The organism is Ensifer sp. (assembly GCF_035999135.1).
GTDB lineage: Bacteria > Pseudomonadota > Alphaproteobacteria > Rhizobiales > Rhizobiaceae > Ensifer.
Genome location: NZ_DASYGZ010000200.1, coordinates 45,888 through 68,708, shown reverse-complemented (window position 1 = coordinate 68,708; position 22,821 = coordinate 45,888). Strand labels below are relative to the sequence as shown.

Sequence of the window (22,821 nt, the reverse complement as noted above, 5' to 3'; positions counted from 1 at the left end):
ATTGCAGACAGACCGCAAGATTGCCGTCGTGCTGAAGGGATATCCGCGTCTTTCGGAAACCTTCATCGCGCAGGAGCTGCTTGGCCTTGAGCGGGCCGGAATGGACCTCGTCCTGATTGCGTTGAGGCGCCCGACAGACGGAAAGCGTCATCCGGTGCACGACGAGATCCGCGCTGACGTTCACTATCTGCCGGAGTATCTGCATGAGGAGCCGCTCCGGGTGCTGCGCGGCCTGCTGCGCTCTTTGCGCAAGCCCGGGTTCTGGCCGGCGCTCGGGTCGTTCTTCAAGGATCTCAGCCGCGACTTCAGTCGCAACCGCTTCCGGCGGTTCGGCCAGGCCATGGTGCTGGCATCGGAGTGGCCGGGCAATCCGCGCTGGCTGCACGCCCATTTCATTCATACGCCCGCGTCGGTGACCGCCTATGCCAGCATCATCGCCGCCACGCCGTGGACCTGCTCGGCGCACGCCAAGGACATCTGGACGTCGCCCGACTGGGAGCTTTCTGAAAAGCTCGGCCGGGCCCGCTGGACCGTGACCTGCACGCGCATGGGTTACGAGCATCTGAAGAGCCTGACCCCCGAGAAGGCGAGGGTGCATCTGAGCTACCACGGCCTCGATCTCGAGCGATTTCCGCGCTTCGAGGGCGGACACTCCAGCCGTGACGGTTCGGATCCATCCGATCCCGTGCGTATCGTCAGCGTCGGTCGCGCCGTCGGCAAGAAGGGTTATGACGTGCTGCTGAGGGCGCTCTCTCTTCTGCCAGCGGACCTCAACTGGCGGTTCGAGCATATCGGCGCCGGGGAACTGACAGGAAAACTCAAGGCGCTGGCAAGCGAGCTCGGCGTCTCGGATCGGGTCGTCTGGAAGGGTGCGCTCGACCAGACCGATGTCCTTGCCCATTACAGGGCGAGCGACATTTTCGCGCTTGCCTGCCGGGTGACGGCCGACGGCGACCGGGACGGTTTGCCGAACGTGCTTGTCGAGGCCTCAAGCCAGCGGCTGGCCTGCATATCGACCGCGATCTCCGGTGTGCCGGAACTGCTCGAGGATGGCGAAAACGGCCGCGTCGTGGCCTCGGAGGATCCGCAGGCGCTTGCTACGGCGCTGGAGCAACTGATCCGCGACCCGAAACTCCGCCAAAGGCTCGGTGACGCCGCCGAACGGAAGGTTCGCGGACAGTTCGATCATCACACCAGCATTGATCAGCTCGCCGGCCTGTTTGCCCGCGAATGGAGATGAGCCTGATGGCCGCGCGTCGTGTCTTTTTCTACGTTCAACATCTACTTGGCATCGGCCATCTGGCGCGTGCGAGCCGGATCGCGAGCGCGCTTGCCGCCGGAGGGTTCGACGTCACGGTGGTCACCGGCGGAAATCCGGTGCCGGGCTTCCCGGGGAGTGATGTTAAGCATGTGGCATTGCCGCCGGTGCTTGCTGGTGACAAGGGTTTTTCCGGCCTTGCCGATGCGGACGGAAATCCGGTGAGCGACGCGTTCAAGCAACGCCGCCGCGACATGCTGATCGAGGCGTTCATCGCCTGCGATCCCGACATCGTCATCTTCGAGGCCTTTCCGTTCGGGCGCCGCCAAATGCGTTTCGAGCTCATGCCTCTGCTCGACGTGATTGCGAGACGTGAGCCGCGGCCACTCGTGGCCGCCTCGTTGCGGGACATCCTGCAGGAGCGCGTCAAGCCCGGCCGGGCGGAGGAAACGCTCGAAGTGGTGAAGGCGCATTTCGACCTAGTGCTCGTGCACGGCGACCCGGCCTTCGCGAAACTCGAAGAAACCTATGCCTATGCCAGGGAGATCGAAGACAAGGTCGCCTATACCGGCCTTGTCGCCGGGCCTGCTCCTGAAGCTGCAGCCGAGCGCTTCGACGTCATCGTGTCTGCCGGCGGCGGCGCGGTCGGCAAGGAACTGATCGGTGCGGCGTTGCAGGCGGCAAGCTTGCTGCCGCGGACGCTCAAATGGTGCCTGGTTACCGGACCGAACATGCCGCAGCCGGATTACGACAGCTTTTCGGCGGCAGCGCCGGACAATGTGCAGCTGTTCCGCTTCCGCAAGGATTTCGCCAGCCTCCTTTCGGGCGCCCGGCTTTCCGTTTCCCAGGCCGGCTACAACACGGTCTGCGACATTTTTCACGCCGGTTGCGCGTCGCTGCTCATTCCGTTCGTTGCCGGCGGCGAGACGGAACAATCAACGCGCGCCGAGCGGCTCGAGAAACTCGGACTTGCCGGCGTCCTGCCCGAAGCGGACGTGACGCCGCAGCGACTGGCGGATGCGGTCGAGATGATGCTGGCGCGACCCAAGCCCAATCTCCCGCCGCTCGATCTCGATGGTGCGTCGAAGACCGCCGACATTCTCCTGGAAGCTGCCTCCGCACGCAGCCGATAGGGGAAGGCCTTTGGGCCCGGTCGTGATCGTACGGCGCCAGCGCCGGATCGCTCAGACGCGGCCGATCAGCATGAAGCGATTGTATTTCTTCGTCGGCAGGGCGCCGCCGAACTCGACCGTCGTCAGCGCCGCCTGCTTCGAGAACTCCTCGACGGAGGCGACGCAATTGATGTGGGTCGGCTCGCTGAAATAGTCGTTCGATTGCAAAAGCACGCGGGTGCCGGCCGGAACGAGGTCAAGCCAGGATCGGAGGTCCGCGATGTGCTCGCAGCTCGTATTGATGACGAGATCGGCCCCAAGCGTTGCGTAGTCGAGCGCATACATGTCGGCCGTCAGGGCGCGGAAGCGCTCCTGGAAGGTGGCGTTCAGCGTCAGCGCCACGGCCTCCACGGCCGGATCGATGTCGTAGCTGTCGACGGCCGCCACATCGAAACGCGTATCTTCCAGCAGCATGGCGCCAAGAATGCCGTACCAGCCGCCGAGAACGGCGATCCGCCCATAGGTGGCGCCTGCGACCTCCAGCAGCGTATCGCGCGCCCAGACCTTGCAGGCGACCTGCTTGTGATTGAAGGCATTGGCGATATGGGCGTCGGGGTGTTTTGCAATCACCCGGGCGATACCGTCGATCAGGGGGCTGCGCGTATAGGCGGCAATCCCGCGTGCCAGATCAAAGGCATGCTCGTACCAGTCGCTGGTTTGGCAGGGGGGATGGCTGGTGTGTTTCATGCGGTCGTTGTAAGCTGAGGCGCAGGCGAGTGCAACAACGGCGTCCGGAAAGCAGAGCGACAAACCCTGCGATTGCCCTCCAGGCGAACGCTGCGTCCATTGCAGATTCTTCTCGCACCTGCATAATCGATCAACCGGATTCGGCGCCGGGCGAAATAGTGAGGCGTCCCCTTCGAGAGCGTGTGCCGACCGGCACCCATGCGAAGGCGCCGCCGAAGAATGATGCGTGTTGGGGGCGATTGGCAGCCCGACCCGCCAGCAGCAGTCGTGTTCAATAAGGTCCTATCGCCAGTAACATGGAACCACGCCTTTCCCGCTATATCTGGACGCATACGCGCAAGGACCAGCTCTGGATCCTGGTCGTCGTCGCGCTGTCGATGATCCCCTATTTCCTGTCCTTCGATCTGCCGAAGCAGATCGTCAACGGGCCGATCCAGGGCGATGGCTTCGACAGCCCGGAAGCCACGCAGGCGTTCCTGCCGATTTCCTTCGACCTGCCGTATTTTGGAACGCTCAACATCTTTGACGGCTTCCAGCTCGGCCGCGAGGGCATGTTGCTTGCCCTCAGTCTCGTGTTTCTGCTTCTGGTCGTCATCAACGGCCTGTTCAAGTTCTATATCAACACCTTCAAGGGACGACTTGGCGAGCGCCTTCTACGCCGCATTCGCTTCGAGCTCGTCGATCGCGTCCTACGTTTCCCGCCGAGCCACTTCAAGCGGGTGAAGCCGGCCGAGATCGCGACCATGATCAAGGATGAGGTCGAGCCGCTCGGCGGCTTTACCGGCGACGCCTTCGTGTCTCCGGCCCTGCTCGGCGGCCAGGCGCTGACGGCGCTGGTGTTCATTCTGTTGCAGAGCTTCTGGCTCGGCATCATCGCGACGCTGATCGTGGCAGTGCAGGCCGTCATCATCCCGCGCATGCGCAAGCGGCTGCTGGTGCTTGGCCGCGAGCGGCAGTTGACGGCGCGCGAGCTCTCCGGCCGCGTCAGCGAAATCGTCGACGGCATTGGTGCGATCCGGGGCCACGACACGTCCAACTACGAACGCGCAGACATCGCCGCCCGGCTCGGACGGATCTTCCAGATCCGCTACGATCTCTACCAGTGGAAGTTCCTGGTCAAGTTCATCAACAATTTCCTGGCACAGGTCACGCCCTTCTTGTTCTACGCGATCGGCGGCTACTTTGCGCTCCAGGGCCGCCTCGACATCGGCCAGCTCGTCGCCGTCATCGGCGCCTACAAGGATCTGCCGGGGCCGCTGAAGGAACTGATCGACTGGGATCAGGCGCGGCAGGACGTCCAGGTCAAGTATGCTCAAGTCGTCGAGCAGTTCAGCGTCGACACCCTTCTCGATCCGAAGGTCCAGGCGGTTGCCAAGCAGACGGTGGAGCCATTGGCGGGCCCGCTCGCGGCTGTCAATCTGACGGTGACCGACGATGGCGGTTCCACCCTCCTCGACCACGTGTCGCTGCAGGTCCAGCCGGGAGAGAAGGTGGCGCTCGCCGGCGGCGAAGTGCTCGCCGAGGCTTTCGGGCGCCTGGTCTGGCCGGCAAGCGGCAAGGTGGTGATCGGCGGGCAGGATATCCTGGAATTGCCGGAATCGATCACTGGCCGGCGCATTGCTTACGCCTCGTCGGACGTCTACGTCTTCCAGGGCAGTCTCGGCGACAACCTGCTTTACGGTCTGAAGCACGCGCCGCTCACCGATGAGGTCTATGAGGGCGAGCGCGCGACGCACCGCAAGTGGGAGGTGACGGAAGCGAAGCTCGCCGGCAATCCGCATCTCGACGTCAACAGCGACTGGATCGATTACGGTGCGGCTGGCGCCAGCGGACCGGACGATCTGCTCGTCCAGATCCGTCCCGTGCTCGACGCCGTGCTCCTGACCAACGACGTGATGGCGCTGGCGGTGCGCTCGACGATCGACCCGAACCGGCACGCGGAGTTCGCCGCCGGCATCGTCGAAATGCGCAGCGCGCTCAGGCAGCGGCTCGAGAAGGAAAAGCTCAGCGATCTCGTCGTGTTCTTCGAGCCGGGCGCCTACAATGTCGAAGCCACGATCGGCGAGAATTTGCTGTTCGGCACCATTACCGACCAGGTGATGTGGGCAAACGCGCTTGAGAACCATCCGTTCTTCAAGACGATCCTGCAGCGGGTCGGGCTGCGCGACATCTTCTACGAGATGGGCATCGAGATTGCCGAAAACGTCGTCGAACTGTTCCGCGACCTGCCGCCGGATCACCCGTTCTTCCAACAGCTGACCTTCATGACCGCGGAGGAGATCCCGGTCTACGAGGCGATCCTCCAGAAGGTGCGGACCAAGGGCAAGGGCGAGGTTTCCGAGGACGACCAGATCAAGGTGCTCCGTCTATGCTTCGACTATATCGAGCCGAGGCATCGTTTCGGTTTGCTGACGGACGAGGTGATGGCCAAGGTCGTCGCCGCGCGGCGCGAATTCGACGAAGGGCTGCCGGACGATCTTGCCCAGATTATCGAACACTATCGTCCAAACCGCTTCATCGCGTCAGGCAGCATCATCGACAATGTTCTCTTCGGGCGCATCGGTCACAAGCACGCCGACGGCTCGGAGAAGATACGCGCCATCGTGCGGGACCTGTTTGAAAGCGCCGGCCTCTACAACGAAGTGCTCGCCTTTGGCTTCGACTACAATGTCGGCGCCGGCGGCAAGCGACTGACGGCGGGCCAACGCCAGAAGCTCGACCTCGCGCGCGCGCTGATCCGTAGCTGTGATTTCTACATCTTCAACCAACCGCTTCTTGCGCTGGATCAACGCGTGCAGGAGCAGGTGGTGCGCAATGTCTTTGCGATGCTCGATCAGAGCGGGCGCAATCCGGCCATCATCTGGGTTCTTGCCAATCCCTCGTTGATGGAACTGTTCGATCGCGTCGCGCATTTCGAGAATGGACGACTGCTCAACGACGCCAGTGTGGATGAACGACCCGACTATAAGGAAATGGCATCTTGATGTAATATTAATGTCAGGGCTTAAGCATATGGTCCCGCCGCGATGCGGGAGCAGGTTGCTCCCGACGGGAACTCGGAGACACGGATTGTGATGTTGCTCAAAGATGAAGTCGAAATGCTGCGCCGGATTACCCTGTTTTCAGGACTGCCTCCGGCAAAGCTGAAACTTCTCGCCTTCACGTCCGACCGGGTGATGTACAGCGCCGGCGAAGCGCTGTTCTACCAGGGCGACATCGGCGATGCGGCCTATGTCATTCTTTCGGGCACCGCCGAAGTGCTGATCAATACTGCCGGCGGCCCCTTCAAGATCGCCGAGGTCGAGCACAACTCGATCGTCGGTGAAATCGCCATTCTCTGTAACACGCCGCGTACGGCCACCGTGCGCACCTCCACGCCGGTCGAGGCGCTGCGCATCCGCAAGGACGATTTCCTCAAACTTCTGGCCGATTTCCCGGAAATGGCCGTCGAGATCATGCGCGTGCTTGCCGACCGGCTGGCGCAGACGACCGCGGAACTCAGCGAGGCTAGAGGCCGGTTGGAACCCGTCGACGCCTGAGGCATCGTTGCGACGCGCCCGACAAAGGTCGAACGCGTGCTCAGGCATTCGCTGTGGGCATGCGAGCCTTTCGCAAAAACGATTCCGCTTTGCGGGGATATCGGCTAGAGAAACGCAATGCGTTCGATAACCTATTTCCGCAAGACCGTTCAGTTTCCCGACAAGCCGGAAAAGAAGCGCTTTTTCGCGCGTCTGCAAAACGGCGACTGGGAGCCTTGCACATTTGAAAACATCGAACGGCTTGTCGACGGCAAGACGACGTTCATCGACATCGGCGGCTGGATCGGCGTGACGCCCTATTGGGCGGCACAGATTGCCGACAATGTCATCGCCGTCGAGCCCGATCCGGTCTGTTTCGGCATTCTCAAGGAAATGCAGCCGCAAAACCGCGGCGACGTGCACGTGATCAATGCCGCGCTCTCCGAGGATGACGTTCTGGTCCTGCATTCCGTGGGTGGAGGCTTCGGGAGCTCGGAAACGTCCGCGCTGATCGCCGACGACGACGGCGAAGCAATCCAGGCGCAAACCGTGACGATCGCAGCGCTTCAGGGCATGGCCCGCACGGAGCGCCTGTGCTTCAAGATCGACATCGAGGGCTACGAGTACCGCGCACTCGACCAGTTCAGAACGATTGACCGGGAGCGGACGGCAGGCGTGCTGCTGGCGGTTCACCCACAGATCCTGTTTGCCTCCTTGAGCGGAAACAGGGCGTTGCGCCTCGCGCGCACGATATCAGCGACAATCCGGCTCATCCGCAGCTTTAACGGCTTTCGTCTCGACAATCCGCAGTCGGTCTGGGCAGCGTTGAAGAAATCGATCGCGCGGCGGGAGTTTCGCGGCTTCGATTTGCTGTTCGTCGCCAGGGACCGCAAGGGCTAACGCGACCCTGGTGCGCTCGTGTGAAGGCAAGGCCTCGCGGCAACCGCTGCCCTGCAATCCGACGCGACGGCCGAAATGCCAAATCTGACAGAATGCTTTGCGCAGCCGTGTGAGCTTCAACAGCTCTCGACGCGATTAACCACGCTTCGAGCAAAGTTAATTCTTCGTTTAAATATGTTACCTACGGTGGTATAACCGTTCCGCTGCTATTTCCTGGTTTTGGTTGTGGACTGTCGTGAGGGCGACCGCATGTCCTGGATTTATGTTGCTTGTTTTGCCTACAGTCTCACGGCGCTGTTCCTGCTGGCGATGACCTTTCTTGAAGGCATGCAGGGGCGCGCCGGCTGGAATATCTACCGGATCGCCGGGCTTTTGGCCTGTCTCGTCTGGCCAGTGCTGTTTGTGTATCTGATGTTCAAATTCGCATCGCGAAACCGGATTTCGCAACGTTAGCGGTGCGACGCCCGGATGGCTCTTCGCAACCGGGCGCCCGAGCGGTAACATTTACCATACAACCAGAAAATGCCGGAGATTAACCCATGGTTTGGTCATGCGGGTTATGGTCTGGCAGTGATCGACCGGTGTGAAAGTATCTGAGCATGTGCGGTTACGGTGGCTATTTCGGGTCAGTCCCGGAGGCGGAGATCCTCCTGAGGCGGATGGTTGCCGCATTCGCGCATCGCGGACCGGACGAGCACGGCACGTTCGCCACGCCTGAGGCCGGCCTTGCCCATGCGCGCCTGTCGATCGTCGGCCTTGGCGACGGGCAGCAGCCGATGTCGGACGAAACAGGCGCGCTCACCATCGCCTTCAACGGCGAAATCTTCAATTACGTCGAGTTGCGCGAGGATCTGCGCGCGAGGGGCCGGCGCTTTCGCACCTCCAGCGACACCGAAGTCATCCTGCATCTCTACGATCTGATGGGCGAAGACTGCCTGTCCGTTCTCAACGGCGACTTTTCCTTCGCTATCTGGGATCGCCGGCGTCAGCGCATGGTGCTCGCCCGCGATCGCATGGGCGTGCGGCCGCTGTTTTACACCACCCACGACGGTACGCTCTACTTCGCCTCGGAGATCAAGGCGCTGTTGCAGGTGCCTGGCGTTTCCGCGGAACTCGACCCCGTCGCCCTCGACCAGATCTTCACGCTCTGGGCACCGATCGCACCGCGCACCGGCTTTCGCGACATTCACGAACTCGAACCGGCGCATCTGATGATTGCCGAAAGGGGGCGGGTGTCGGTCCGGCCATACTGGCAACTCGACTTTCCCGACCGGGATGCGCCGCCGTCCTTTACCGACGAGCGCCACGCGGCCGAAGAACTGCGCGCGCTTCTGACGGACGCGACACGCATCCGGATGCGCGCGGACGTGCCGGTGGGTTCCTATCTCTCGGGCGGGCTCGACAGTTCGATCGTCGCGGCGCTGGGCGCGCAAATGGCGCCGCAGGGTCTCAGGACTTTTTCCGTAACCTTCGACAGCGTCGAACACGACGAAAGCGCTTTCCAGATGGAGATGGCATCGGCGCTCGGGACACGCCACAGCGCGGTCGCCTGTCGTGCCGGCGACATCGCCCGGGTGTTTCCCGAGGTCGTGCGTTTTGCCGAGCGGCCGATCATCCGCACCGCACCGGCGCCGCTCTATCAGCTCTCCGGCCTCGTGCGCGAAGAGGGGCTGAAGGTGGTCCTGACCGGAGAAGGTGCTGACGAGGTCTTTGCCGGCTATGACATCTTCAAGGAAGCGCGCGTGCGCCGTTTCTGCGGCCGCCAGCCCGGATCGCGCATCCGTCCGCACCTGTTCCGCAAGCTCTATCCCTATCTGCCGGGACTGCAGCAACAGTCGGCGGAGTATCTCGCGGCGTTTTTCGGCGCCGGCGACGTGCCGCTCGACGATCCCCTGTTTTCGCACCGCCCGCGGTTCAAGAGCACCGCGGCAACCAAGATCTTCTTCTCCAGCGATCTGCGCGCAACGCTGCAGGGCTACGATGCCGCCGAGGATCTGGCGGGCAGGCTTCCGTCCGCCTTCGGCCGCTGGCACCCCTTGCACCAGGCGCAATATCTGGAAAGCCGCTTCCTCTTGCCCGGCTACATCCTCTCCAGCCAGGGCGACCGCATGGCGATGGCCCACGGGATCGAGGGGCGGTTCCCGTTCCTCGACCATCGCCTGGTCGAATTCGCGACCCGCCTGCCGCCGGAGATGAAATTGAAGGGGCTGGTGGAAAAGCATATCCTGCGCGAGGCGACGAAGGACCTGATGCCGCCTGCCATTGGCCGGCGCACCAAGCAACCCTATCGCGCGCCCGACAGTCAGTCCTTTACCGGTGTCGGCGAGCTCGACTATGTCCGCGAGGCCATGAGCGAAAGCCGTATCGGCGAAAGCGGCCTTTTCAACCCCAAGGCCGTCAGCAAACTCTACGAAAAGTGCCAGTCGCAGCCGGTCACCGGGTTCCGCGACAACGCCGCCTTCGTCGGCATCCTGTCGACGCAGCTCTGGCTCAAGACCTTCACCGGAAACAGCATCCGCGCCGCCGAGGCGGCTTGAAACGCACCTTGAAAGGAAAACACATGACGGAAACGATCAAGGACAAGATCAGGGCCTTTGTCATCGAGAACTTCCTGTTCGGCGACAGTTCCTACGATCTCGCCGATGCGGCGTCGCTGATCGACAACGACATCATCGATTCGACCGGCGTTCTCGAGCTTGTCGCCTTCATCGAAGACCAGTTCGGCATCACCATGGCCGATGCCGATATCGTTCCGGCGAACCTCGATTCGCTCGCGCGCATCTCGGCTTTCGTCGCTGCCAAAACCGGAGCGCCGGTGACGGCCTAACCAAGACGCGAGGGGGCGTCCCATGCGGTTCGAGCAGTTTCTCATCGGGAATGCGACGCGGCAGGCGGCAAAGACGGCGCTGATTACCGACCGCAGGCGGCTGACCTATGGCGAGTTCGACGAGTTGTCGAGCCGGCTTGCCGGCGCCCTTGCCGGTGCAGGCGTCAAGCGCAACGACCGCGTGCTTGTCTTCATGGACAATTGCTGGGAAGCGGCCGTTTCGATCTTTGCGATCCTCAAGGCCGGAGCGACCTTCAGCCCGATCAATTCGTCCACCAAGGCCGACAAGCTCGCCTACATCATCGCCGATTGCGAGGCGGCTGCGATCCTGACCCAAGCCAAGCTGATGCCGGTCGTGACCGAAGCGCAGGCGATGAGCGGCAAGGCCGGGCTCTTCGTCGCGTCGACAGCGGCACCGAACGGACAGACGCCAGCCGGTGCCGGCGCCTTTGATGCCTTGCTTTCCGAAGAAGCGACGGTGGTGCCGCATGGCGGCATCGACGTGGACCTTGCGATGCTGATCTACACGTCCGGCTCGACCGGGCGGCCGAAGGGCGTGATGATGACCCACCGCAACATCGATGCGGCGTCGGAATCGATCGCCACCTACCTGCGCAACCAACCCGACGACATCATCCTCAACGTGCTGCCGCTGGCCTTCGACTACGGCCTTTACCAGTTGCTGATGGCGATCCGGCTCGGCGCGACGCTGGTGCTGGAGAAATCCTTCGCCTTCCCGCATGCGATCTTCGAACGGATCCGCGAGGAGGGTGTCACAGGCTTTCCGCTGGTGCCGACGATGGCGGCGATGATCCTGCAAATGCGCGATCTGGAGCCCGGGTTCCTGCCGTCGTTGCGTTACCTCTCCAACACTGCCGCCGCCCTGCCGCCACCGCATATCGCGCGGTTGCGCGAGCTCTTTCCGGGTGCACGCCTCTATTCGATGTACGGCCTGACGGAGTGCAAGCGATGCACCTATCTGCCGCCTGAGGAGCTCGACCGGCGGCCAGGATCCGTCGGCATCGCCATACCGAACACCGAGGCGTTTGTGGTTGATGACGCGGGCAACCGCGTGCCACCGGGTGTTGCCGGCGAACTGGTCATTCGCGGCCCACACGTCATGCAGGGCTACTGGCGCAACGATGCGGCGACCGAGCGCATGCTGAGGCCAGGCCCGAACCCCTGGGAGAAAGTGCTCCACACCGGCGACCTCTTCCGGACTGACGAAGAAGGGTTTCTCTATTTCGTCGGCCGCAAGGACGATATCATCAAGACACGCGGCGAGAAGGTCGCGCCGAAGGAAGTCGAGACGGTGCTGCATGCGCATCCGGGCATTGCCGAGGCGGTTGTCGTCGGCGTCGCCGATCCGGTGCTCGGCCACGCCATCGCCGCCCTGGTGGTGCGCTCCGATCCAGCCCTCACCGACAAGGATGTGATCCGCCACTGCACCCGGCATCTCGAAGACTTCATGGTGCCGAAGATCGTCGAGTTTCGCAGCGAACTTCCAAAGACAGACACGGGTAAGGTCAGCCGCCGGCTTGCGGCCGAGACGATGGAGCCTGCACAATGAACATCCGTACGACCGACAGCGCAGCCCCGTTTTCCGCGGAAACCCTGACGATCGATCATGCCGCCGAGACAGACCGGATCGTTGCCGCCCTGCGCGAGCACCTGCGGAGCATGAAGAAGCGCGGCCTGGTGCTTGGACTGTCCGGCGGCATCGACTCAAGCGTCTCCGTGGCGCTTGCGGTGCGGGCCGTCGGCGCCAAGAACGTGTTCTGCCTGTTCATGCCGGAAAACGATTCCGATCCGGACAGCTTGCGTTTCGGGCGGCTCGTCGCCGAGACTTTCGGTGTCGCGGCGGTGGTCGAGGATATCGGCCCGGCGCTGAAAGCCATGGGCTGCTACGAGCGTCGCGATGCCTTCATCCGTGAACTGGTGCCGGAATACGGCGATGGATGGGCGTCGAAGATCGTGATCGCCAACGCGCTGGAGGGCGAGGGGTACAATATTTCGTCGCTCGTGGTTCAGAGCCCTGAGGGCGTGCAGTCGAAACACCGCATGCCGCCGTCCGTCTATCTCGGCATCGTCGCCGCCACGAACATGAAGCAGCGGACCCGCAAGCAGGTTGAATACTACCATGCCGACCGGCTGAATTTTGCCGTCCTCGGCACGCCGAACCGGCTCGAATACGACCAGGGCTTCTTCGTCAAGAACGGGGATGGTGCCGCCGACGTCAAGCCGATTGCCCATCTCTACAAGTCGCAGGTCTATGCGCTGGCCGCCCATCTCGGCGTGCCGGCGGAGATCTGCCGCCGGCCGCCGACGACCGATACCTATTCACTGGAGCAGACGCAGGAGGAATTCTACTTCTCCCTGCCTTACGACCGCATGGATCTCTGCCTCTACGGCCTCAATCACGGCATCGAGATCGATGCGGTGGCAAAGGCAGCCGGTTTGACGGCTGTCCAGGTCGAGCGTGTATGGGCGGATATCACGGCCAAACGCAAGGCGACGCGATACCTGCATCTCGGGCCGCAGCTCGTGCGTCCGGTGGACGAAGTCGCGGGATGAGACAAGGCGGCGGAAGCCGCCTTTCAGTCGAAGCGGCCGCCGATCAGCCGGCTCCAGTGTTCGCCGGCGAGGCCGTTGAAAAAGCCCTTTCCGTCCCGGCAGGCCTGAACGACCGCCGGATCGCGCGCGTGGACGACCGTGGAGGCGACATGCACGAAGGCTATGCGCCGACCAAGCATGGCCTCCATCAGCGCCGGCTGCGTGCGTCCGCGCAAACCGGCAAGGCCGCGTTTCGAGGCTGCGTCGACCAGACAGTCGATGACCGGCCCGGCCTGTCCCGGCAGCGCCAGGATCTGCAACACCCGGCCGATTTCCCCGGCCTTGGCATAATAGGCGAATGCGCCGACAAGCGCGCCGGTGCGCGCGGCGACAAGCGCATAGACAAGCGCGCCCTGGTCGGGCTTTTGCTCCGCATCCGACAGTATGTGGTCGAGCTGGCCTTCGCCCCAACGCGGGCGAAGCGCAAATTGCGCGGTGAACTGATCGACAACGGCTGCAAAGCCGGCGCGGTCCGTCTCCTTGACCGTGAAGCCGGCAGGTGCTGAGCCGGCCTCGGGCAGGGCGGACCAGCGCTGCTCACCCTGGTCCATGCGCTTGCGATAGAAACTGTCGAGGGCGCGCGCGAAGGGTGCGGCAAGCCGTGCAGGCTTGATGCGGTTTGCGGCAACGCTCAGGCTGAAGCCCATGGGGCGAATGACGCGCACCCAGTCGAGACTGTATTGCGGCAGGACCACGCCGCGAAGCCGCGTCCACATTTGGGTCGACACTTCGCTTGCAGTTTCGCTGAATGAAAGATCCTGCGGGCCGGCGAGAAACGCTTTCAGGATGCGGGCGCCGGCCAGCGGATCGCTTTCGCGATCTTCCACCATCAGCGACCCGCAGATGGCGGCGCGCAACGGCTGGCCATCGAGCGTCATCTGCAGGGCGTTGACGCCGACGAAGCCGGTGATGCGGCCCTGGTCGTTCACGTGCACGAGCGGGCGGATCTGCGGGTCGCTGCCAGGCGCATCGAGGTACAGTTGCCGCATATAGGCGGCCAATGCCGGCGATGCGACGGTCTCGTCGCGAAACACCCGCTGGAACATCGCCGCGACCGCTGCAATGTCGGTGTTTTCAAGCGAACGGATTTCGCTCATCTCGCCCCATCTCCGGTCGGATCCGAGACCTTGCGGACGATGGCGACTCTTGGTTTTCCGGCTTCGTCGGTCGCGAAGTTTACCGGTTCATAGACCTTCGCCCTCGCCAGCAGCGCTGCGGCCTGCCGTTCCTGGCCTTCGCCGAATTCGAACAGCAGATAGCCGCCGGGTTTCAGAAATGTCGTGGCGTCCCGGATCAGGCGCTGATGGATGGAGATGCCGTAAGGCCCGCCATCGAAGGCTTCGCGTGGCTCGTTTTCGAGCAGATGGGCGCTCTCGCCCTCCAGCCGGCCGGTGGAAATATAGGGCGGGTTGCAGACGATCATGTCGATCGTGCCCTCGAGGCCCTCGCCCTCGAATGCGCCAAAAAGGTCGCCCTGGTGGATCAGGACCCGTCCGGCCAGACCGAGCCGATCGACGTTGCGGCGCGCAAGCGCCACGGTGCTGTCGGTCAGGTCTGCGCCCCAGACGCGGGCGGACGGCCTGTCGTTGGCGATGCCGAGCGCGAGGTTGCCGGAGCCGCAGCACATGTCGATGATCCGGACATCCGGCGATCCGGCTTCAAGGAGTGCTACCGCCTTTCTGCCGAGGAGTTCGGTCTCTTCCCGTGGAACAAGGACGTCGGGTGCAAGTTCGAGGTCGACCCCCATGAACCGGTGCAAGCGCACATGATTGTCGTTCGGCACGGCCACTCCCTCATGTCCTGATCGAGTCTTGCTGGAAAAACCTGTAGACGCACAAGTACAGGACACTACTGTAATCGGGTAAACGGAAGCTGAAATACAATTGCGACGGGTACGTTAACCGCGCAATCATTTCTGCCTGCTACTCTGCGCAGCGATCAAAGGCGTGCGCCTGCTATCATTGCGTGTGGTTTACGCGTCGATTGGCGGGCTGGTGTCAAAGGCAGATCGGAATGGCCTCGGAAAGTGTGAAGGAACGCGCGCACAGACCGTTCCTGGCGATGATCCTCTCCTATGCTGCATCCGGCGGCAGCCTCGTCATCGGTTCCGCCGCGCAGCTCCTGACGTTTGCCATTCTGGCGCGCTTTCTCGGCGTGCACGAGTTCAGCGTCTTCGTGGCGATCACCGCCGTTGCCAATATTGCCGTGCATCTGTGCGGCCTCGGCGCGATGGAATGTCTGGTGCGCCGTGTGGCGCGCGATCGCAGCATGTATGCGCGCATGCTCGGCCACAACATCATCCTCACTGCGATCAGCGGCGTCGTCCTGGTTCTGCTGGGTGCAGCGGTGCTGCCGTTCTTCTTCACGCTGTCGCCGGATCCTGCGACCAATATCGCGGTCATAACCCTGATGCTGGTCACCAATGTGATCTTCGTTCGCATCATCGTTCTGGCCGAGCAGATCTTTCTCGCCCATTCCAATTTCGCTTCGGCAAACAAGGTCGTCGTCGGCTTTGCCGTGGCGCGCACCATTGCCGCAGCACTCGCCTGTATCGTCTTTGGCGTCGCGACGGTCGCATCCTTTGCGGTGTGGCAGTTCGTCTGCCATGTGCTGGTGGCGGCCGGGTGCTGGCGCGCCGTCAAGGTGCTGGGGCGGCCGAGCTACGGGATCGTCAAGGAAGAATTGCCGCTGGGGCTGTATTTCAGCGTACCGTTCATCCTGCGCGCTGTCAGACAAAATGCCGACCTGCTGGTCCTGAGCCTGGTTGCGACCGCCGAGGTGATGTCGAGCTATTCGGTTGCCCGCAGGATGCTGGAGAGCAGCTACCTCTCGGTCGAAGCGCTGAACCGGCTGATCTATCCGGGTTCGGCAAAGGCGACGGCAGCCGGGCTGCATCACGCCTTCGAACGTGTGCGCAAGGTGCTCCTGGCCGCCACGTCGATCAGCATTGCTGCGGCCGTCGCCGTCTTCGTGCTGGCGCCGGTGCTGCCCTATCTCTTCGGCAAGGACTACGTCTCGCTCGTTTCGTTCGTGCGGATCCTGTGCTGGGTCGTGGTGCCGCTTGCCATGTGGTCGGTGGCGATGGAGGCGCTCGGCGCATCCGGTCATCATCCGGCGCGCGCCTCGGTGATGGGTCTCGGAAGCGTGCTCGGCGCCGCCGTCACGGCCTGGGCCACCTGGTATGCGCCGCCGATCGGGACCTTCATCTCCTTCTACGTCATCGAGATCGCCATGGTCGTCGTTTCCTGGGCGGTGTTTCTGCGCTTCGTTCGACGCGATCGCGAGCAAGCGGGAAATGCGCCGTTGCCCGCGGGGATCGCCCATGAAGGTTGAGGTCGGAAACCTGAAGGCCGCAAGGTCGCTTGGCCGCGACATGCCCCACGCAGGAGGGGCGCGCCCCATGGAGCCGCGCGACGTGCCGGCGGTCGGGCGGCTGTTCAACAAGATCTTCCGCAAGCGGGATGGCGAGGCAGGCGACGACCTTCGCCGCTATCTGCAAACGATCTTCTTCGACAGCCCGCATTACTCCGCCGACAAGGGAAGCGTTGTCTACGAGGACGGCGCAGGAGAGATTTGCAGCACCATCCTCTCGGTCCCGATGGAGTTTGCCGTCAACGGACGGCCCATCGTCGGTCGCCTGCTTTGCGCCTTCATGGCCGATGGAAAGGCGGGGGCGACGGGAGCGGCGTGCCTTGCGCGCACGATGCGCGCCAGCCGCCAGGACTTCTGCTTCTCGGACAATGCCTCTCCTGTCAGCGCCGACCATTGGGTTGCCGGCGGCGGCCATGTCCTTCCAATCCAGAGCCTGGAGTGGCGTCGGTCGTTCCGACCTTTCAAGGCGTGGGCGCTGACGATCGGCCGACATTTTCGCCTGGCCCGCTCATCGTTGCTGAGCGCGCCGCTCGCCCTTGCCGACCGGATTTTGCGCAAGAGGCGTGCGAAGGCGAAGCCGGCCCCGGCCGCCGGTTGCTCGACGCGTGCAATCGAACCGGCGGCGTTCGCCGCCATCGCCGAGCCGATGCTCGAGCGCTTCGCCATCCGACCCATCTGGTCGCAGCATGCGTTCGAGTGGCTGGTGGCGGTCGCAGCCGCGAATGCGAGCCTTGGCGAACTTCTGTGCCGCGAGGTGGTCGGCGACGGCGGCCGGGTCATAGGCGCCTACCTCTATTTCGGCAAGGCGGGCGAGCAGGCGACCGTTCTCAATATGGTCTGCGAAAATGGCCGCGAGTTCGACGTGACCGCGCAAATGTTTCACGCGCTCGATGCCGAAGGGTATGCATTCGCGGTCGGCAGCGCACAGCCATTCCTGATGAATGCGGTCTCGCGCCAGAGATGGCTGTCGTTTCACCATCGGGGTTATTTCTGTCTGGTGACGCGTCATGCCGACCTGAAGGAGGCGGCGCTGCGCAACGACATATATGTGGGTGGACTGGCGTCCGAGACCTGGAGCCGCCTGCTCACGGACTTCTGAATTATGAGCCGCTAACGTGTTAAGCTGCTATCCTGCCGTTTAACGGAAAATTCACTGTACAACCTTAATTTTGCGTTAGAGGCAACTCGCGAGGTCTCGATCTTCGCGTCGTTATGGGCGTGTGTGAGGGATGCTGATGTACAGGCCGGACGAGGCCGGAAAACAGAAGCCCAGTCAACCGGCGCGCGAGCAGCGTGCGCCGGCGGAGCGAGGCTCTTTGCTCGATCTGCTTTCGCCCGATCTCGACGAGCCCGCGAAGGCGGACGAGCGCGCCGCCGAGCGATCGAGCGGTACTCCTGGCGTGCAGCGCGTCGAGGCGGTTGCGCCTTTGCCGGCGGCGGCCGTGCCGCGCGGCAGCTATTTTCCAGGAATGAACGACCTTGGCAGGATCGGCATCGATGATCTCATCGGCTGGTTACGCGGCGGGCTGTTCTGGATCGCACTCGCCGTTTTCCTTTGTGTGGCCGCCGCCCTTGCCTATGCGCTGACGGCGACGCCCCGCTACACCGTCTACACCGACATTGTCGTCGACCCGTCCAATCTCAACGTCGTCAGCGACGACGTCTTCACCAGCAACCCGCAGCGCGACGCGCAACTTCTCGAGGTCGAAAGCAAGCTTCGCATTCTGACCTCGCGCAACGTCTTGTCGCGCGTAATCACGCGGCTGCGCCTCACGGAAGATCCGGAGTTCGTCAAGCCGTCGGCCCTGGGATCGCTGAAGAACCTGTTTTCGACCAAGACGGAACAAAAAGCCGGGGACGAGCTCGCTGCCATGCGGGCCCTTTCCGAGCGCGTCGAAGCGCGGCGGGAAGAGCGATCCTTCGTCGTGGTGATGAAGGTCTGGAGCGAGGAGGCCGGCAAGGCGGTGACGCTGTCGGATGCCATCGTCTCGGCCTTCGAGCAGGAACTGTTTCAATCGGCGGCCGAAAGCGCCGGTCGCGTGGCTCAGAACCTCAACGCGCGTCTCGACGAGCTGCGTCATAACGTGACCGAGGCGGAGCGGGCGGTTGAAGACTTCCGCCGCAGGAACGGGCTGCAATCGACCAATGACGGGCAGCTTGTCAGCAATCAGCTTTCGAACGAACTGAACACCCAGGTTCTCGACGCGCAACAGCGCGCGATCCAGGCCGAGACACGCTATCGGCAGATGAACGACGCCATCGTGCAGGGGCGGACAGCCAGCGCTTCCGAGTTCGAGTCGGTGAACATGACCAACCTGCGCGAGCAGTATAACGTCCTGCAGCAGCAGATCGCCTCGATGCAGCGTACCTATGGCGAGCGGCATCCGCGGCTCGTCAATGCCCGCTCTGAGCGCGCGACGCTCGAAGCCGCCATGGCCGACGAGGCGCGCCGCATCCTCGACCGGGCGAAGGCAGACATGGATCGCGAGCAACAGGCATTTGCGGCGTTGCGCGCCAAGGCGAGCGACGAGAAGTCGAATGTGTTTTCCGACAACGAGGCACAGGTCCAGCTTCGTGATCTCGAGCGGGATGCGCGCGCCAAGGCGGCCATCTACGAAACCCATCTGGCGCGCGCGCAACAGATCACTGAGCGCCAGCAGATCGATACGACCAATGTCCGCGTCATCTCCCGCGCGCTGCCGCCGAATTCGCGCAGCTGGCCGCCGCGCACGATCGTGCTTCTGGCCGGCGGCGCGATCCTCGGCCTTGCGCTTGGTATCGGCCTCGCTGTGACGCTCGGCCTCTGGCGTTTCCTGCGCGGACGCGGGCCGGCAGCGGTTTGAAAGAGGGGCGGCATGACCAGCGCCGTCTACCATGAGCAAACCTCTGCGGATGTGCTGCGCCAGCGCATCGGCACCGTGCTTTTCATGGCGACGTTCCTGTTCTTCTGGATCTCGACCACACCCTTCGTCGATCTCACGGGCGAGGCGGTGCTCGACCCGTCCGCCGGCAATTCCAACCGACTGAACCAGATCGTGTCGCTGCTTCTCTTTGCCGGCATGTTTGCCTACGGCCTTGCGCATCCGATGCGCAATATCATCCTGCAGCCGCGTCCCCTGCTTGCCGTGCTCTACGTCTGGTTCCTGTTCGTCTCGGCGATCTCGGCCTATCCGATGCTCGGCATCAAGGGCACGGTGCTTGCGGTGATGGTGACGATCAACGCCAGCGTCTACCTGCTCTTGCCGAAGTCGGAGAGACACTTCGCCGCGATGCTCGGCGTCGGGACGCTGTTCATGCTTGCCGTCGCCTATTACGGCATCCTCTTCAAACCGACGCTCGCAATCCATCAAGCGTCCGAACTGCGCGAGCCGATGAACGCCGGCCTGTGGCGCGGTCACTTCCCGCACAAGAACAGCGCCGCGGCGGCGATGGTGATCGCCGCCTTCTTCGGCCTCTACGTGATGAACGTCTGGTCGCGGCTTGCCGGCATCGCGATCGTGCTTCTGGCCTTCAACTTCCTGCTGCATACCGGCGGCAAAACATCGACGGCGATGCTGCCGGCGATTGTGCTGCTTGCCTGGATCTTCGAGCGATTCCGGTTCCTGCGCATCCCGATCGTCATTGGCGGCGTCGGCCTGTTCAACCTGTTTGCCGTCGGCTCGGCGGTGTTCACGCCGCTCAGCGAGTTCATCACAGATCTCGGCATTGACGCCACCTTCACCAACCGTGCCGATATCTGGCGCTTCGCGTTCAGCGCGCTCGCCGAACAGCCGATCACCGGCTACGGTTTCAAAGCCTTCTGGCAGACGTCGGAACTGGTCAACAGCGGCGGGTCGATCGAAACCTGGGCAGTGGCGGCCGCCAACGGTCACAATTCCTATCTTGATATCGCCCTGATGACCGGTTTCCCAGGCCTGTTCCTGACGGTGATCTGGTTGCTGGTGCTGCCGCTGCGCAACATTGCGCGCCTGGCGCCGGCCGAGGAGCACTCGCATCTGACGCGGCTCTATATCCGCGTCTGGCTCTACACCATCTTCAATGCCGGCCTCGAGAGCCTCTTCTTCGAGGGTGGAAACCTTCTCTGGTTCACCTTCCTGTTCTCGCTTTACGGGCTGCACCTTCAGTCGCGCGCCGTGCTTTCGGTCGCGCCGCAGCAGATCAGATCCGGAGCCGCCTATGCCTGATCTCATGCAAACCATCGACGGCCTGGTGGATCGCGTCGCCAACCGGCTGATCTGGCGGTTTGCGACAAAGCCCCGCGACGTGGCGACCGATGTGCCGATCGTTTCCTTCACCTTCGACGATGTCCCTGACTCGGCGCTTCACAACGGCGCTGAAATTCTCGAGCGCCACGGCGTTCGGGGCACGTTCTACATCGCCGGCGGTCTTGCCGGTCGCGTTGAAGCCGATCGCACGCTGATTTCGGCTGAGGGCTGCGCAGACCTTTCCCGCCGCGGTCACGAGGTCGGCTGCCACACCTATTCCCACGACAAGATCCGCCGGCTGGGCGGACATGGGCTTGCCCATGACCTCGACCGCAACGCCGACTATCTGCGGCGCAGCGGCGTTGCTCTGGCGGCAACGAATTTCGCGTTTCCGTACAATGCCGCCTGGCCATCGGCGCGCCGGGAGCTCGGGCGGCGCTATCGCAGCTGCCGCGCCGCCGGTGAAAGCGTCAATCGCCTGTCCGTCGATCCGCTGATGTTGAAGGCGGTGGAGATCCGGCAGCCCGAGGCGGATGCGCAGGCACTGACCGGGTGGATTGACGACGTTGCCGATCGGCCGGGCTGGCTCGTGTTTTTCACCCATGACATCGCGGCCCGACCGACACCCTACGGGTGCACGCCCGGGACGTTCGAAGACCTGGTCGCTCATGCGGTCGCCAGGGGGTGCGTGGTTCTGCCAGTCGAGCAGGCGCTCGACAGGCTCGGCTGGTAGGAGGCGACATGTCGCAGCAGGAGCGCAACAATAGGCTGCTCGCGATCAACAACTACTTCTATCGACGTGGCGGCGCCGAGGCGGTGTTCTTCGATCATATGAAGATGTTCGGCGACATCGGCTGGGACGTCGTGCCCTTCGCCATGCAGCACGAGGACAATCAGCCCTCGCCGTGGTCCGACTACTTCGTCTCGGAAATCGAATATGGCCGGCGCACGAGCCCCTTGCGCAAGGTCGTGCAGGCTGCAAGCGTCATCTATTCGCGTGAAGCGCAGCGCAGCATCAACCGTCTGATCGAGCGTGTGCGCCCCTCGGTCGCCCATGCGCACAACGTCTACCATCACCTCTCGCCGGCCATCTTCTCGACCCTGAAATCGGCCGGTATCCCGGTGGTGATGACCGCGCATGACCTGAAGCTTGCCTGCCCCTCCTACAAGATGCTGCGCGATGGCGCCGTCTGCGAGGACTGTCGCGGCGGCCACGTCTACAACGTGCTTCGCCACCGATGCATCAAGGGCGAACTGGCGCTGAGCGCCGTGGTGCTTGCGGAGACCGTGGTGCACCGCACGCTCGGCCTCTACCGCAACAGGGTCGATCGCATCGTCGTGCCCAGCAAGTTCTATGTCGACAAGCTGGTCGAATGGGGCTGGCCCCGTCAGCAGATGGTCCACATCCCGAACTTCGTCGATGTCGGCGACTATTCGGACCGTTGGACCGAAGGCGGCTACTTCGTCTTTGCCGGAAGGCTGGCGCCGGAGAAGGGCCTGGCGACCCTGATCAGGGCGATCGCCTTGGCAAGGCAGCGCCTCGTGATCGCCGGGACCGGCCCGGAGGAAGCCGCCTTGCGCCGGCTTGCCGAAGAGACAGGTGCCGATGTCACTTTTGCCGGATATCTTTCCGGCCATGCGCTGCATCGACTGGTCGGCGAGGCCTATGCCCTGGTGTTGCCATCCGAGTGGTACGAGAACGCGCCGATCAGCGTGCTCGAAGCCTATGCTCTGGGAAGGCCGGTCATCGGCGCTTCGATCGGCGGCATTCCGGAAATGATCGTCGATAACGAGACGGGCCTGACTGCCAGGTCCGGTAATGTCGACGACCTTGCAGACACACTTACGAAGATGGCCACATTGTCGGCTGAAGGGCGCGCGTCCATGGGCCGCTCGGGACGGGCGTGGATTGCCCGGGAGTTCTCGGCCGAGGCCTATCGCCAACGAACGCTTGATCTTTATGCCGCGCTCGGCGCCGCCTGAACACGCCGCCATTAACGTTACGATACAATTTGTAGTAACGTGGGCTCGCCCTATGGTTATGGGTCGTTTATATAAGAGGTAAATGAAATATCTGGGCAGTCGGTAAGTATTTCTCCGTAAATTCGATACGGACAAGCTTCGAGGCAACTCATGAGCAGGAAGTCTGATGTTTCGAGCAGTCGTCACCAGCAGCAGCCGGTGATTGCGCAGGATCTGGCCCAAGCCGGACTTTCCGACGGTCGCGTTAGAGCGCCGGGTCGCGGCTCGGTCTTTTCCGGCAGGCAGC

19 protein-coding genes are annotated in these 22,821 nt (G+C 63.0%); 16 read left to right on the top strand and 3 right to left on the bottom strand.

Going from position 1 to position 22,821, the window contains the following annotated elements; translation table 11 throughout:
* The first annotated feature begins 1 nt into the window (after nucleotide 1).
* Together VGO12_RS26310 and VGO12_RS26305 are read left to right on the top strand one after the other, a co-directional pair.
* Nucleotides 2–1,240, top strand: coding sequence for a glycosyltransferase family 4 protein (locus VGO12_RS26310; RefSeq protein ID WP_327515661.1), 1,239 nt, complete (start codon nucleotides 2–4; stop codon nucleotides 1,238–1,240).
* A gap of 5 nt (nucleotides 1,241–1,245) precedes the next feature.
* Nucleotides 1,246–2,391 (top strand): glycosyltransferase family protein, encoded by a 1,146-nt coding sequence (locus tag VGO12_RS26305; RefSeq protein ID WP_327515660.1) that lies wholly within the window; start codon nucleotides 1,246–1,248, stop codon nucleotides 2,389–2,391.
* Between the two features lie 51 nt (nucleotides 2,392–2,442).
* On the opposite strand, the gene VGO12_RS26300 is transcribed toward VGO12_RS26305, so the two are convergent.
* Nucleotides 2,443–3,117, bottom strand: coding sequence for a class I SAM-dependent methyltransferase (locus VGO12_RS26300; protein WP_327515659.1), 675 nt, complete (start codon nucleotides 3,115–3,117; stop codon nucleotides 2,443–2,445).
* Between the two features lie 296 nt (nucleotides 3,118–3,413).
* Between VGO12_RS26300 and VGO12_RS26295 the strand changes: the two genes are divergently transcribed.
* From VGO12_RS26295 to nadE, 8 genes are all read left to right on the top strand, one after another.
* Nucleotides 3,414–6,101 carry an ABC transporter transmembrane domain-containing protein gene (locus VGO12_RS26295; RefSeq protein WP_327515658.1) on the top strand — a complete coding sequence of 896 codons (2,688 nt, stop codon included), beginning with the start codon at nucleotides 3,414–3,416 and terminating at the stop codon, nucleotides 6,099–6,101.
* Between the two features lie 90 nt (nucleotides 6,102–6,191).
* Nucleotides 6,192–6,656 (top strand): Crp/Fnr family transcriptional regulator, encoded by a 465-nt coding sequence (locus VGO12_RS26290; RefSeq protein ID WP_327515657.1) that lies wholly within the window; start codon nucleotides 6,192–6,194, stop codon nucleotides 6,654–6,656.
* 117 nt (nucleotides 6,657–6,773) lie between these two features.
* Nucleotides 6,774–7,535, top strand: coding sequence for an FkbM family methyltransferase (locus tag VGO12_RS26285; protein ID WP_327515656.1), 762 nt, complete (start codon nucleotides 6,774–6,776; stop codon nucleotides 7,533–7,535).
* A 249-nt stretch (nucleotides 7,536–7,784) separates the two neighbouring features.
* A complete protein-coding gene (locus tag VGO12_RS26280; RefSeq protein WP_327515655.1) occupies nucleotides 7,785–7,988 on the top strand; it encodes a hypothetical protein in 204 nt (67 codons plus the stop codon).
* A 146-nt stretch (nucleotides 7,989–8,134) separates the two neighbouring features.
* On the top strand, nucleotides 8,135–10,072 hold the full coding sequence (asnB, locus tag VGO12_RS26275) for an asparagine synthase (glutamine-hydrolyzing) (RefSeq protein ID WP_327515654.1): 1,938 nt from the start codon (nucleotides 8,135–8,137) through the stop codon (nucleotides 10,070–10,072).
* Between the two features lie 23 nt (nucleotides 10,073–10,095).
* Nucleotides 10,096–10,362 carry an acyl carrier protein gene (locus tag VGO12_RS26270; protein ID WP_327515653.1) on the top strand — a complete coding sequence of 89 codons (267 nt, stop codon included), beginning with the start codon at nucleotides 10,096–10,098 and terminating at the stop codon, nucleotides 10,360–10,362.
* A gap of 22 nt (nucleotides 10,363–10,384) precedes the next feature.
* Nucleotides 10,385–11,932 (top strand): class I adenylate-forming enzyme family protein, encoded by a 1,548-nt coding sequence (locus VGO12_RS26265; RefSeq protein WP_327515652.1) that lies wholly within the window; start codon nucleotides 10,385–10,387, stop codon nucleotides 11,930–11,932.
* Nucleotides 11,929–12,936: an NAD(+) synthase gene (gene nadE, locus VGO12_RS26260; RefSeq protein ID WP_327515651.1), complete on the top strand. Its 1,008-nt coding sequence runs from the start codon at nucleotides 11,929–11,931 to the stop codon at nucleotides 12,934–12,936. The genes VGO12_RS26265 and nadE overlap by 4 nt, the downstream gene beginning before the upstream one ends.
* A gap of 23 nt (nucleotides 12,937–12,959) precedes the next feature.
* On the opposite strand, the gene VGO12_RS26255 is transcribed toward nadE, so the two are convergent.
* Nucleotides 12,960–14,072 (bottom strand): hypothetical protein, encoded by a 1,113-nt coding sequence (locus VGO12_RS26255; protein ID WP_327515650.1) that lies wholly within the window; start codon nucleotides 14,070–14,072, stop codon nucleotides 12,960–12,962.
* Nucleotides 14,069–14,722 carry a class I SAM-dependent methyltransferase gene (locus tag VGO12_RS26250; RefSeq protein WP_327515715.1) on the bottom strand — a complete coding sequence of 218 codons (654 nt, stop codon included), beginning with the start codon at nucleotides 14,720–14,722 and terminating at the stop codon, nucleotides 14,069–14,071. The genes VGO12_RS26255 and VGO12_RS26250 overlap by 4 nt, the downstream gene beginning before the upstream one ends.
* 266 nt (nucleotides 14,723–14,988) lie before the next feature.
* On the opposite strand from VGO12_RS26250, the gene VGO12_RS26245 reads away from it, so the two are divergent.
* The 6 genes from VGO12_RS26245 (at nucleotide 14,989) to VGO12_RS26220 (ending at nucleotide 22,535) form a co-directional block, all read left to right on the top strand.
* Nucleotides 14,989–16,308 (top strand): lipopolysaccharide biosynthesis protein, encoded by a 1,320-nt coding sequence (locus VGO12_RS26245; RefSeq protein ID WP_327515649.1) that lies wholly within the window; start codon nucleotides 14,989–14,991, stop codon nucleotides 16,306–16,308.
* 40 nt (nucleotides 16,309–16,348) lie between these two features.
* Nucleotides 16,349–17,446, top strand: coding sequence for a GNAT family N-acetyltransferase (locus VGO12_RS26240; RefSeq protein WP_327515714.1), 1,098 nt, complete (start codon nucleotides 16,349–16,351; stop codon nucleotides 17,444–17,446).
* A gap of 136 nt (nucleotides 17,447–17,582) precedes the next feature.
* On the top strand, nucleotides 17,583–19,190 hold the full coding sequence (locus VGO12_RS26235; RefSeq protein WP_414650778.1) for a GumC family protein: 1,608 nt from the start codon (nucleotides 17,583–17,585) through the stop codon (nucleotides 19,188–19,190).
* Between the two features lie 12 nt (nucleotides 19,191–19,202).
* Nucleotides 19,203–20,531 (top strand): O-antigen ligase, encoded by a 1,329-nt coding sequence (locus tag VGO12_RS26230; RefSeq protein ID WP_327515648.1) that lies wholly within the window; start codon nucleotides 19,203–19,205, stop codon nucleotides 20,529–20,531.
* Nucleotides 20,524–21,285, top strand: a complete 762-nt coding sequence (locus tag VGO12_RS26225; RefSeq protein ID WP_327515647.1) for a polysaccharide deacetylase family protein — start codon at nucleotides 20,524–20,526, stop codon at nucleotides 21,283–21,285. Before VGO12_RS26230 ends, VGO12_RS26225 begins: the two co-directional genes overlap by 8 nt.
* Nucleotides 21,286–21,293: 8 nt before the next feature.
* On the top strand, nucleotides 21,294–22,535 hold the full coding sequence (locus VGO12_RS26220; protein WP_327515646.1) for a glycosyltransferase family 4 protein: 1,242 nt from the start codon (nucleotides 21,294–21,296) through the stop codon (nucleotides 22,533–22,535).
* The last annotated feature ends 286 nt before the right edge of the window (nucleotides 22,536–22,821 follow it).

Excerpts from the sequence above, each read along its gene's own strand:
- VGO12_RS26305 (WP_327515660.1), top strand. The coding sequence starts at position 1,246 with ATGGCCGCGCGTCGTGTCTTTTTCTACGTTCAACATCTACTTGGCATC.
- VGO12_RS26300 (WP_327515659.1), bottom strand. The coding sequence starts at position 3,117 with ATGAAACACACCAGCCATCCCCCCTGCCAAACCAGCGACTGGTACGAG.
- VGO12_RS26295 (WP_327515658.1), top strand. The coding sequence starts at position 3,414 with ATGGAACCACGCCTTTCCCGCTATATCTGGACGCATACGCGCAAGGAC.
- VGO12_RS26290 (WP_327515657.1), top strand. The coding sequence starts at position 6,192 with ATGTTGCTCAAAGATGAAGTCGAAATGCTGCGCCGGATTACCCTGTTT.
- VGO12_RS26285 (WP_327515656.1), top strand. The coding sequence starts at position 6,774 with ATGCGTTCGATAACCTATTTCCGCAAGACCGTTCAGTTTCCCGACAAG.
- VGO12_RS26280 (WP_327515655.1), top strand. The coding sequence starts at position 7,785 with ATGTCCTGGATTTATGTTGCTTGTTTTGCCTACAGTCTCACGGCGCTG.
- asnB (WP_327515654.1), top strand. The coding sequence starts at position 8,135 with ATGTGCGGTTACGGTGGCTATTTCGGGTCAGTCCCGGAGGCGGAGATC.
- VGO12_RS26270 (WP_327515653.1), top strand. The coding sequence starts at position 10,096 with ATGACGGAAACGATCAAGGACAAGATCAGGGCCTTTGTCATCGAGAAC.
- VGO12_RS26265 (WP_327515652.1), top strand. The coding sequence starts at position 10,385 with ATGCGGTTCGAGCAGTTTCTCATCGGGAATGCGACGCGGCAGGCGGCA.
- nadE (WP_327515651.1), top strand. The coding sequence starts at position 11,929 with ATGAACATCCGTACGACCGACAGCGCAGCCCCGTTTTCCGCGGAAACC.
- VGO12_RS26255 (WP_327515650.1), bottom strand. The coding sequence starts at position 14,072 with ATGAGCGAAATCCGTTCGCTTGAAAACACCGACATTGCAGCGGTCGCG.
- VGO12_RS26250 (WP_327515715.1), bottom strand. The coding sequence starts at position 14,722 with ATGGGGGTCGACCTCGAACTTGCACCCGACGTCCTTGTTCCACGGGAA.
- VGO12_RS26245 (WP_327515649.1), top strand. The coding sequence starts at position 14,989 with ATGGCCTCGGAAAGTGTGAAGGAACGCGCGCACAGACCGTTCCTGGCG.
- VGO12_RS26240 (WP_327515714.1), top strand. The coding sequence starts at position 16,349 with ATGCCCCACGCAGGAGGGGCGCGCCCCATGGAGCCGCGCGACGTGCCG.
- VGO12_RS26235 (WP_414650778.1), top strand. The coding sequence starts at position 17,583 with ATGTACAGGCCGGACGAGGCCGGAAAACAGAAGCCCAGTCAACCGGCG.
- VGO12_RS26230 (WP_327515648.1), top strand. The coding sequence starts at position 19,203 with ATGACCAGCGCCGTCTACCATGAGCAAACCTCTGCGGATGTGCTGCGC.
- VGO12_RS26225 (WP_327515647.1), top strand. The coding sequence starts at position 20,524 with ATGCCTGATCTCATGCAAACCATCGACGGCCTGGTGGATCGCGTCGCC.
- VGO12_RS26220 (WP_327515646.1), top strand. The coding sequence starts at position 21,294 with ATGTCGCAGCAGGAGCGCAACAATAGGCTGCTCGCGATCAACAACTAC.